Raw genomic sequence first — 10,414 nt, forward strand, 5'->3', positions numbered from 1 at the left:
CCCGGGGCGATGAATATGTAGACCGGTCTACCTGCTGGACTCGCGAGCGCAGCGAACGCGCGCGTGTGGTCCTCCAGGCGCCGGACGGCCGATGCCCGGCTACGCCCGCTCTGCCGCCTCCGGGCGTTGCCGGCAGGCGGCGCCCTTCTAGGGGCAGGGGGTGAGGTCGGGTCCCCCCTCGGGTGCTACCGGCAGGCGGCGCCCTACCAGGGGAAGGGAGTGAGGTCGGGCTCGACCCAGCCCGACTTCGCCGCCTCGCCGGCCAGGGTCTCCGGGCGGTAGAAGCGGGTCGGCAGGTCCTTGTCGAGCAGGGCGGGGTTGCGGTCGGCGAACGCGGCGAAGTCCTCCTCCCCGTGCTCGGCGGCGTGGTGGCCGATCAGCTCGGCCCAGGCCCGGGTGAGGGTCGCGTGGTACTTCTCGGGCTTCCCCGCCTTGCGGGCGGTGCGCTGGATGCCCTCGCTGACCAGGTCGGTCGCTGCCGGCACGCCGAAGCGCCGGACGGCCAGCCAGGTCAGTCGGACGTGTTCCCGGTGGCCGAACCCTCCTACGGTCGCGGTCACTTCGGTGATCAAGGCATCGAAATCGGCAGGTCGGGCGGTCACGAGGACACCTCGGTCAGGGCTTGGAGGGCGGCACGGAGATGGGTGAGCGTCTCGGTCGGCAGGCCGTCGAGTGCGCGGCGCTCCAGGTCGGTGACGGTCTGGCGGATCGTGGTGGCTGCCGCGCGGCCGGAGGCGGTGAGTTCGACGAGTACGGCGCGGCGGTCTCCGGGGCGGGTGCCGCGGGTGATGTGGCCGCGTCGTTCCAGGCGGTCGAGGACGCTGGTCAGCGTGGTGGGGCGGGTGCCGACGGCTGCGCCGAGTTCGGAGACGGTCCGGCCCCGTCCGTCGGCGAGGTTGGCGAGCGCGTTGATCTCGGAGGGGGTCAGGTCCAGATCGGCCAGTTCTGCGGCGAGTACCTGCAGGGTGGCGTGGGTGGCTCGCTGTAGTGCGAGCAGGGGCGACCACTCGGGTGGCGCGGATTCGGATGTCACGGTTTCGGATTATACGATTTCGTAATATCTCCCGCAAAGCCGAACCCCTGCCGAGCCCGACCGCTTGCGCTGCCCGTCGAGCCTTCCGCCCCTGGCCACCCTAAATTCACTAGACCGGTCTACATATTTCCAGCCGAGGCGCCCCCGGGACGAGAGCGCATGAGCGAACTGAGAGCCCGGCCGGGAGTAGGAAGTCGGACCCGCCAACCTCCTACTCCCGCGGAGACCCCGGCGCAGAGCCGCTCCCGCTCCCGCCCCCCGCGCACGGTTCAGGCGACGGCCTGGCCGCGCCAGCGGCGGTAGGCGGGTTCCAGGCCGGACAGGATGGTGTCGAAACGGCGGGAGCTGGTCGTCGAGTCGACCTGGAGGCGGCTGATCTGAAGGGGGTGATCGGGCAGCCGGGGGCCGAGCCGGTGGTCGGAGAGGAAGCCGAGCCGGTAGCCCAGCTCCTGCAGGACGGCTTCCGCACGCGGGTCGTGGCCGCCGTCGGGGTACGCGAACGCCACCGGCGGCTCGCCCAGCCAGCGGGTGAGTGCCTCGTGCGCGTCCGTGATCTCCGCGCGGACGGTGGCGTCGTCGCACCGGCCGAGGCACGGGTGCCCCTGGGTGTGGTTGCCGATCGCGACCCCGCCCTCGCGCAGGGCGAGCAGGTCGGCGGGGGTGAGCTGTTCCTGACGGGGCGGCCGCCGGTCGGCACTGACCCGCAGCTCCTGCAGACTGCGGCGCCGGTCGGGGTCGGGCATGGCCTTCAGCCGGGGCAGCAACTGCGACGGGTGCCCGCAGTCCAGCGAGCGGGCGCGCCCGCCGTGCCGGGCGAGGAAGTCCGCCTCGTGCCACCAGAACGGTTTCTCCGTCCCGATCAGTTCGGAGATCACGAACGCGGCGGCCGGGATGCCCCGGTCGTTGAGTGCGGGCAGGGCATGGGTGAGAACGCTGCGGTCGGCATCGTCGAAGGTGATCAGCACACTGCGCGCCGGCAGCGGGCGTCGTTCCGCGACGGCCTGCTCGACCGCGGCCAGCGAGACGGGGGTGGCGAGTCTTCGCAGCCGGTCCAGCTGGGCGCCGAAGGAGCTCGGGTCGGTCACCCCGTGGTAGGCGAGCACCGCCAGCCGCTGCGCCGCGCGGGCCCGGAACAGCGGCTGGACGGGGGCGAAGCGCAGCCATTCGCCCCGCCCGTCGGAGCGACAGGCGGGCGGCTGCGCGGCGTGCCGCCCGGTGGCCCGCTGGTCGAAGGCGGCCGGCTGGCCGACCGCGCCCGGCCGGGGTGCGAGGGCCCCCGGGGCGGGCGGGGTCACGGGGGCCGGCGGGGCGGCCGGAGCCGCGGGGGCGAGCGCGGTCGGGCCCGCCGGGGCCGGTTGCGGTGCCTGGGCCGGTTGCGGTGCGCGGGTCGGCTGAGCCTGGGGCAGATGGGACAAAAGGGACTGGGGCGAATGGGGCGGGTGCGCCGGCATGCGCACCGCGGACAGGCCGGCTGCGGCGGAACTGCCCGCGGTGCCGCCGGGGATGACAGGCATGGCCCTGGCGGCCGAACCCCTGGCGCTGGCCTTGCCGGCCCTGGCCAGGGTGGTGTCGGCCAGGGCGGCCGTGAAGGTCGACGTCGTGGACTGGGACTGCGGCACGGTTCCCCCTCGGTCGCCGATGCGGCGTGGCGGTACCGTCGGAGGACGGAGCCCGGCCTCCGACACCAGGGGGCGGCGGCTCCGCCCCCTGGGCTCTCCGGTCTGCGGCGGGGACTCCCAACCCGCGCCACGGACGGCTCCTGGATCGCTCAATGTAGTGGAGACCCGCACACCGCGTAGATGGTTGTACCGGACCGTCAAGGATTTTTCATGAACCTGGAACGGACCTGAATCGGCCCGGGATTGGGAGGCAATCGGGCGCCCCGGGATGCATCGGGTGTGCGCCCGGTGTACAAACGAGCGCCTCGGTGCCCGACCCGCGTCGGTTGCTCAGCGTGACCATGGTTTCCCATTCCGGGCAGGCTGCCTCCGGCGCTCCCCGGGGGTACCTTGGGACTCATGGCAGACGCGGAACGTGATCATCTCCACCCGCACGGTGCGACCCGGATGGCGCGCGTGTGGAGCGGCGGCGCCCTGGTCACCCACCAGATCCCGCTGGCGGTCGTAGGCCTGGCCTGTCTCGCGGTCGGCATCGTGGTCGCCGTGGAGGTGCCGGACAGTGGCGGCCCGGCCTGGGCGATGGCGGTCGCCGGCTGCCTCGCGGCGGGCGTGCTGCTGCTCGGCCGGATCGCGTTCGCGCTGCTGCGCTATCGGCGCGGCGCCACGCTCTGACCTTCGGCGTCCGGAGCCGTCGGCACGGCGGCAGCCGCGGTCCCGACACCGCATCCTGTTGCAGGACCTCCAGCCCGCCCGAAGCGTGCGCCGGGGGGGGGGCTTGCCGCAGTGGTGAAGAGCGCCGGCGCCACCTGAACAGCCGATCGAGCCCAACCGGTCAGATCGGCCGGTTTTCGGCCCATCTGCTTACTCCTTCTCGCTTCTTTCACAATTCCGGGCCACCAGCCCCACAGTTCCCCCTACTGTGAATCCCGTTCACCGCACCAACTGCGGCGGACGCATGGCCACTTGACGGCGCCGGGGAGGGTGCCGCAGAGGCGGAGAGCCGAGCCCGAGGGGGAGCGATGAGCGGCACCGCCGTGCCCGCGTCGGCAGACACCGGCGGCGACACCCGAACCGCCGACACCACCGGATCAACCCAGACCACCGGATCTACCGAGACCGGCGGATCCACCGAGACCGGCGGATCCACCCAGACCACCGGATCGACCGACACCAGCGGCGGCATCCGCGCCCAGGTCAAGCGCCGACTGGCCGCCAGGGTTGGGTCCCGCCCGGGCGAGGGCGCCACCGTCCTGATCTACCACCGCGTCGGCGGCGGCAGCCCGGACGAGCTGGACGTCACCACCGCCGCCTTCACCGCCCAGGCCGACCTGCTCGCCGAGTTGCCGCCCGGCCGGGTGGTCTCCCTGGACGAGGCCGTCGACCGGATCGAGGCCGACCGCCGCACCCCCAGCACCGTGCTCACCTTCGACGACGGCTTCGCAGACGTGTACGAGAACGCCTGGCCCCTGCTGCGCGAGCGCTCCCTCCCGTTCACCGTCTACCTCGCCAGCGGGCACATCGGCGGCGAGATGCGCTGGGAGGGCTCGACCGCCAAGACCGCGGGCGCCCCGGCACTCAGCTGGGAGCAGCTGCGCGAGATGACCGACTCCGGCCTCTGCACCGTCGCCAACCACACCCGCAGCCACGCCCGCCCCGAACTGCTCTCCACCGCCGAGCTCGACGCCTGCAACGACGACGTCGAACAGCACCTCGGTCTGCGCCCGCGCCACTACGCCTACACCTGGGGCGTGCCCGTCCCGCACATGGAGCCGGCCCTGCGAGCCCGCTTCCGCACCGCCGCCACCGGCGAGGTCGGCCGCAACACGCCCGGCTTCGACCCGGTACGGCTGTGCCGGGTACCGGTCCGCCGCACCGACCCGATCGAGTTCTACCGCGCCAAGCTGTACGGGCGGCTGATCCCCGAACGGACCTACGCCCGGATCGTCGCCACCGCCAAGGCGGTGGGCGCCCGTGCCTGAAGCCCGCAACCCCGAAGCCCGCGACCCCGAACCCCGCAACCCCGAACCCCGCAACCCCGCCCTTGAACCCCGCAACCCCGCACCCGACCCCCGTCAGCCGGCGGCGGCAGCGGAGACCCGCACACCGCCGCCGCGGCTGCGCGGCCCCGGCGGCCGCCCGCTGCGCGTCGCCCACCTCACCACGGTCGACATGAGCCTGCACCTCCTCCTCGCCACCGAGCTCAAGGTGAATCTGGAGGCCGGCTTCGAGACCTACGGCATCAGCGCGCCCGGCCCCTACGTCGACCAGCTCACCGCCATCGGCGTCCGCCACGAACCCCTGCACAACCTCACCCGCGCCTGGCAGCCGCGTGCCGACGCCGCCGCCGCCCGCGAGCTGCTGGCCGTCCTCGACCGGCTGCGCCCCGACGTCCTGCACACCCACAACCCCAAGACCGGGGTGCTCGGCCGCGTGCTCGGCCGCCTCGCCCACGTGCCGGTCGTCGTCAACACCTGCCACGGCCTCTGGGCGCAGGCCCACGACCCGCTCGCCAAGCGGGCGTTCGTCCTCGGCGCCGAGGCCTTCGCGGCCCGCTTCTCGCACGCCGAGCTGTACCAGAACGGCGAGGACCGGCGGACCCTCGCCCGCGCCGTCCCGGCCCGCCGCTCACGGGTCGTCGGCAACGGCGTCGACCTCACCCGCTTCGCCACCGACCCCGGCGACCGTGCCCGCACCCGCGCCCGGCTGCGCGCCGAGATCGGCGTCGGCCCGGAGGAGCTGCTGGTCGGCGGCGTCGGACGGCGGGTCGCCGAGAAGGGCATCGGCGAGTACGCCGAGGCGGCCCGGGCGCTGGCCGGCAAGGCCCGGTTCGTCTGGATCGGTCCGGACGACCCCGACAAGCCCGACGCGCACGGCGCCGAGTCCGGAGTCGAGTTCCTCGGCACCCGGGCCGACATGCCCGCCGTGTACGCGGCCCTCGACGTCTTCGTCCTTCCCTCCTACCGGGAGGGGTTCTCCCGCTCCGGCATGGAGGCCGCCGCCGGCGGCCTCCCGATGGTGCTCAGCGACATCCGGGGCTGCCGGGAGATCGGCACCCACGACGAGCACCTCCTCCTCACCCCGCCCGGCGACGCCCGGGCCCTCACCAGCGCGCTGGACCGGCTTCTCACCGAGCCCGGTCTGCGCGAACGGCTGGGCGCCGCAGCCCGGCACCGTGCCACGGCGCACTTCGACCAGCGCGCCGTCGCCCGGGTCTCGCTGGAGACCTACGCGGCCGTCGCCCGCGCCAAGGGACTGCCCTGGACGGTCGACTGAGCCCACCGCACCCACCACACCGCATCAGGGGGAAGGACCGTCATGAAGCGAGGGGGGGACCTCGCGGTCACCGTTCTGGCCGGAATCGTCGCGATTCCGCTGGGGTTGCTGATCGCCCTGCTGATCCGCTGCACCATGGGCGGACCGGTGCTCTTCCGCCAGACCAGAACCGGGTGGCGCGGCAAGGAGTTCGCGATCCTCAAGTTCCGCACCATGCGGGACAAACGCTTCCCCGAGGAGCCGGACGCACCGCGCATCACCTGGCTCGGCGACCTGCTTCGCAAGACCAGCCTGGACGAGCTGCCGCAGCTGTGGAACGTCGCACGCGGCGAGATGGGCGTGATCGGGCCCAGGCCCACCCTGCCCGAGCAGGTCGTCCACTACTCCCGGCGCCAGCGCGGCCGCCTCGACGTCCGGCCCGGCCTCACCGGTTGGGCCCAGGTCCAGGGGCGCAACTCGATCACCTGGCCCCAGCGCATCGAGCTGGACCTCTGGTACGTCCAGCACCGTTCGCTCCTGCTCGACCTGCGGATTCTCGCCCTCACCGTCAAGGTGCTGCTGCGCCCCAGCGGTGTCACCGCCGCCGGCGGGGTCAACCCCGGCTTCCCGGCGCCCACCGAGCCGGCCGCCACCACGGCCGCGACCTCGGCCGCCACCACGGCCGCGACCTCCGTCGTCACCGCGGCCACCTCGGCCGTCACCGCTCCCAAGCCGCGGCAGACCATCAGCCTGCCCCGGCAGGCCACCTCCTCGCGCCTCGCGCAGCCCGTCCGCACCGCCGTCGAGGAGGCGTCCTGAACCCGTCGGCGAACCCGGCCCGCAGGGGTCTGCAAAGAAGCCGTACCGACCCGACCGGGCGGCTGAGACCGCCTGGGGCAGGATGACTGCCGTGACCGCCATGCCCGCCATGACCGCCATGCCCGACGAACAGCGAGAGCTCTGGATCGCCGGCGCCGGGGGTGTCGGCCGCGAGGCGCTGGACACCGCGCTCGCGGCCGGCGTCCCGGTGGCGGGCTTCCTCGACGACCGGCAGCACGGCGCCACCGTCCGCGGCCTGCCCGTCCGCAGGCCCGACACCGTGCCGCCCGGCGCCCACTACCTGGTGGGTATCGCCGACCCGGTCGTCCGACAGCGGCTCACCGCCCTGCTGGACGGCCTCGGCGCCGTTCCGGCCACCCTGGTCCACCCCCGGGCGATCGTCGCGCCCGAGACCGTGCTCGGCCCCGGCTGCCTGGTGATGGGCGGCGCGTACGTGTCCAGCAGCGTGCGGCTCGGCGCGCACAGCCAGGTCCACTACAACGCCACCGTCGGCCACGACAGCGTGCTCGGGGAGCGGGTGACGGTCTATCCGGGCGGCAACGTCTCCGGCGCGGTCCTGCTCGCCGACGGCGCGACCGTCGGCAGCAACGCCGTCGTGCTCCAGGGCCGCAGGATCGGTGCGGGCGCCTTCGTCGGCGCCGCCGCCGTGGTGACCCGGGACGTGCCGCCGGGCGAGGTGGTCGTCGGCTCGCCGGCCAGGCCGCTGCGCAAGGGGGTTCCTGGATAGGCTCGGGGCATGGCCATCCCCCCGTTCCTCGCTGAACTCCGGTCCCTCGTCGGCACCCGCCCGCTCTGGCTCAGCTCCGTCGTCGCCGCCGTCTTCGACGACGAGGGCCGGGTGCTGCTCGCCCAGCGCACCGACGACGGCCGCTGGGCGCTGCCCGGGGGCATCCTCGACCCCGCGGAGCAGCCAGCCGACGGCGTGGTGCGCGAGTGCCTGGAGGAGACCGGCGTCATCGCCGTCCCGGAGCTGCTCGCCTCCGTCGACGTCTCGCCCGAGGTGGTCTACCGCAACGGCGACGTGACGCAGTACCTGAACCTCACCTTCCGCTGCCGTGCGGTGGGCGGCGAGGCCAAGGTCAACGACGACGAGTCGCTCGCGGTCGGCTGGTACGCCCTGGACGCGCTGCCGCCGATGACGGAGTCCGAGCACCAGCGGCTGCGGCAGGCGCTGGAGTGCCGGGGCCCGGCCGCCTTCGAGTGGGAGGGCAAGGAGCGGCCCTGACCGGCCTCCGCGGCGCGGTCGGCCGCCGAACGCGCCGAGCGGCGGTCAGAGTCCGCCAGGCGGCGGTCAGAGCGTGCCGAACCACTCCGCGGTCCGCTCCAGCCCCTCGCGCAGCGGCACCGGCCTGACGTCCGGAAACAGCTCGCGCAGGCGGGAGTTGTCCGCCTGGGAGTCCCGGACGTCGCCGGGCCGGGCCTCGGTGTGGGCCACCTCGACGGGGTGGCCGAGCACCGACTCCAGCTCGCCGACCAGCTCCAGGAGCGTGGTGCGGGTCCCGAAGGCGAGGTTCACCGGGTCGGCGTGCACCACCCGGCGCAGCACCGCCTCGGTGATCACCTGGGTGACGGTGCCGACGTAGGTGAAGTCCCGGCTCTGGCCGCCGTCCCCGTGCACGGTCAGCGGGCGGCCGGCCAGCGCGGCGTCCAGGAAGGCCGGCACCACGGCCGCGTAGGCGTGCCCGGCGGGCTGCAGCGGGCCGAACACGTTGAAGAACCGCAGCGGCAGCACACCCAGGCCGTAGCAGTGGTGGTAGGCCGCCAGATACGCCTCGGTGGCCAGCTTGCTGACGGCGTACGGGCTCATCGGGGCGGTGCGCATCGTCTCGCGCTTGGGCAGCTCGCGGTTGGCGCCGTAGACCGAGGACGAGGAGGCGGCGGCCACGTACAGCCCGCCGGCCCGGCGGGCGGCCTCCAGCACCTCCAGCGTGCCGGTGGCGTTGGCGTGGTGGCTGGCGAGCGGATCGCTCACCGAGCGCGGGACGGAGGGCAGCGCGGCCAGGTGGACCACCGCGTCGGCACCCGTGAAGGCCTCGTCCAGCAGGGCGGGTTCGAGGATGCTGCCCTCGTAGAGCACGGCGTCGGTACCGGCCAGATTGGCCTTGCTGCCGGTGGACAGGTTGTCCACGACCCGGACCTGGGCCACCTCGGGGCGGGCCAGCAGGGCCCGGACCAGGTTGGCTCCGATGAATCCGGCTCCGCCGGTGACGACCACGTGCATGGCTGAGGTTCCCCCCTCCGACCACCCGGCCCGCTCGGCCGGCCCTGCGCCGATGGTAGCCGGGCGGTCACCCGCCGTGGGGTGGAACGCTGATACCCGGCCGATCGGCCGCACCGGGCCGGTCCTGACCTGCCGAAACGGGGAGTCGGGGGGGGGGGGGGGGGGCGGCCTGGGACGGGGCCCGGTCAGTCCTTGCGTTGCCGGTAGGCCTCCTCGGCGGCGTCCAGCACCGCCGCTAGGTCACCGCCGGCCGTCGCGGTGGCGACGGCGGCCACCGCGCCCTCCACGAACGGGGCGTCGGCGAACCGGACCGGGAACGGCAGGCCGTGCTCGTCCGCGGCGGCGAGCAGGGCGCGCACGGTGCCCACCGCGCCGCCCAGGTCCGCCAGCACCACCACCCCGTGGCCCTGGTCGACCCGGCGGGTGGCGGCGGCGACCAGTACCGCGCTGATTCCGGGGCCGGACACCAGGTCGCCACCGGTACCGACGACCGGGGCGGGGGAGTCGGAGCCGACCAGCGCGAGCGCCAGGGCGCGGACGGCGGTGGCGAGGTCCCGGCTGTGCGAGACCAGGACGATCCCGACCCGTCCGTGCGCTGGCGGCCGACCCGGCGCGGTCCGGGGCAGCGGGGTGCGGCCGGGCGGGGTGCGGGGCGCCGGGGGGTGGGCCGAGGGGGCCTCGGAGATGGGGATGACATCGGCGCGGGTGCCGTCCCGGCGGCTCATCGGCTTCTCCTGGGGGCGATGGGTGGGGGCCTTCCACACTCTGGCAGCTGTCCGCCGCCCCGCGGCGCGGGACACGGCCGGCCCGGCCCCGCTTTAGGAGCCGTCCGGCACCGCCGGGCGGCCGACGGGGTCGGAGGGCGGGGTCGGAGAGTGGGGCGGATAGCAGGGACCGGTCCCCGGTCGGGGGAGTCCTCGGCAACCCGCTGAACTCGGCGACGGCGGTGGCTAGGCTGGCCTCCGACAAGCCGTCGGGAGGAGACCGGATAGTGGCAGCCAACATCGGGACTGACGTGGAGACGGCCGGCGCGGCACAGGAACTCGCGCCGAGCGGGAAGCCGAGGGTGGACTTCACCGGGGCGACCTGGCTGTGCAGCAGCCAGGGTGTCGGGGACGTCCAGATCGCCTTCGTGGACGGCTACATCGGGATGCGGGACGGTCGCCAGGAGGACGGCCCGGTTCTGGTGTTCACGCCCGGAGAGTGGCGGGCCTTCGTGCTCGGCGCACGGGACGGCGAGTTCGACCTCACCTGAGGCGGGATTCGAGCGGGCCCCCTCGCCGGGGCCCGCTTCCGTACGATCCGCCCCGCCCGAACGTCCTGCTCGGGTCCGTCCTGCCGGTCCCCAAAGACCTAGGGCGTTTCTTTCCGATCATCGGATCGTTGGTCTGGTCGTGCCGTTGACTGACGCGCAGTGGGCGCGGATAGAGCCGTTGTTGCCGGACCGGA

General features: G+C 74.1%; 12 protein-coding genes. 7 read left to right on the forward strand and 5 right to left on the reverse strand.

All coding sequences use genetic code 11. The features are described from left to right. Positions 1 to 203: 203 nt before the first annotated feature. The 3 genes from ACGFZP_RS37060 to ACGFZP_RS37070 form a co-directional block, all read right to left on the reverse strand. On the reverse strand, positions 204 to 560 hold the full coding sequence (locus tag ACGFZP_RS37060) for a hypothetical protein (protein ID WP_392941281.1): 357 nt from the start codon (positions 558 to 560) through the stop codon (positions 204 to 206). 38 nt (positions 561 to 598) lie between these two features. Further along, positions 599 to 1,033 (reverse strand): MarR family winged helix-turn-helix transcriptional regulator, encoded by a 435-nt coding sequence (locus ACGFZP_RS37065; RefSeq protein ID WP_392941283.1) that lies wholly within the window; start codon positions 1,031 to 1,033, stop codon positions 599 to 601. A gap of 269 nt (positions 1,034 to 1,302) precedes the next feature. Next, complete coding sequence (locus ACGFZP_RS37070) at positions 1,303 to 2,328, reverse strand: polysaccharide deacetylase family protein (protein WP_392941284.1); 1,026 nt, start codon at positions 2,326 to 2,328, stop codon at positions 1,303 to 1,305. 723 nt (positions 2,329 to 3,051) lie between these two features. Here ACGFZP_RS37070 and ACGFZP_RS37075 point away from each other — a divergent pair. From ACGFZP_RS37075 to ACGFZP_RS37100, 6 genes are all read left to right on the forward strand, one after another. After that, a complete protein-coding gene (locus tag ACGFZP_RS37075; protein WP_392941286.1) occupies positions 3,052 to 3,324 on the forward strand; it encodes a hypothetical protein in 273 nt (90 codons plus the stop codon). Between the two features lie 347 nt (positions 3,325 to 3,671). Then, positions 3,672 to 4,631: a polysaccharide deacetylase family protein gene (locus ACGFZP_RS37080; protein WP_392941288.1), complete on the forward strand. Its 960-nt coding sequence runs from the start codon at positions 3,672 to 3,674 to the stop codon at positions 4,629 to 4,631. Next, a complete protein-coding gene (locus ACGFZP_RS37085; protein ID WP_392941290.1) occupies positions 4,624 to 5,925 on the forward strand; it encodes a glycosyltransferase in 1,302 nt (433 codons plus the stop codon). The genes ACGFZP_RS37080 and ACGFZP_RS37085 overlap by 8 nt, the downstream gene beginning before the upstream one ends. A gap of 42 nt (positions 5,926 to 5,967) precedes the next feature. Then, on the forward strand, positions 5,968 to 6,723 hold the full coding sequence (locus tag ACGFZP_RS37090) for a sugar transferase (RefSeq protein WP_392941292.1): 756 nt from the start codon (positions 5,968 to 5,970) through the stop codon (positions 6,721 to 6,723). Between the two features lie 100 nt (positions 6,724 to 6,823). After that, positions 6,824 to 7,471 carry a NeuD/PglB/VioB family sugar acetyltransferase gene (locus ACGFZP_RS37095; RefSeq protein ID WP_392941300.1) on the forward strand — a complete coding sequence of 216 codons (648 nt, stop codon included), beginning with the start codon at positions 6,824 to 6,826 and terminating at the stop codon, positions 7,469 to 7,471. Positions 7,472 to 7,480: 9 nt separating this feature from the next. Beyond that, positions 7,481 to 7,969: an NUDIX domain-containing protein gene (locus ACGFZP_RS37100; RefSeq protein ID WP_392941293.1), complete on the forward strand. Its 489-nt coding sequence runs from the start codon at positions 7,481 to 7,483 to the stop codon at positions 7,967 to 7,969. A gap of 66 nt (positions 7,970 to 8,035) precedes the next feature. Here the strand turns inward: ACGFZP_RS37100 and ACGFZP_RS37105 are convergent, their stop codons facing one another. Both ACGFZP_RS37105 and ACGFZP_RS37110 read right to left on the reverse strand, forming a co-directional pair. After that, positions 8,036 to 8,965, reverse strand: coding sequence for an NAD-dependent epimerase/dehydratase family protein (locus tag ACGFZP_RS37105; RefSeq protein WP_392941294.1), 930 nt, complete (start codon positions 8,963 to 8,965; stop codon positions 8,036 to 8,038). A 185-nt stretch (positions 8,966 to 9,150) separates the two neighbouring features. Beyond that, entirely contained in the window at positions 9,151 to 9,690 is a 540-nt protein-coding gene (locus ACGFZP_RS37110) for a PTS-dependent dihydroxyacetone kinase phosphotransferase subunit DhaM (RefSeq protein ID WP_392941295.1), read from the reverse strand. Between the two features lie 290 nt (positions 9,691 to 9,980). On the opposite strand from ACGFZP_RS37110, the gene ACGFZP_RS37115 reads away from it, so the two are divergent. Further along, positions 9,981 to 10,220: a DUF397 domain-containing protein gene (locus ACGFZP_RS37115; protein ID WP_392941302.1), complete on the forward strand. Its 240-nt coding sequence runs from the start codon at positions 9,981 to 9,983 to the stop codon at positions 10,218 to 10,220. The last annotated feature ends 194 nt before the right edge of the window (positions 10,221 to 10,414 follow it).

The sequence above is a fragment of the Kitasatospora sp. NPDC048239 genome, from assembly GCF_043202015.1.
Taxonomy (GTDB): domain Bacteria; phylum Actinomycetota; class Actinomycetes; order Streptomycetales; family Streptomycetaceae; genus Kitasatospora.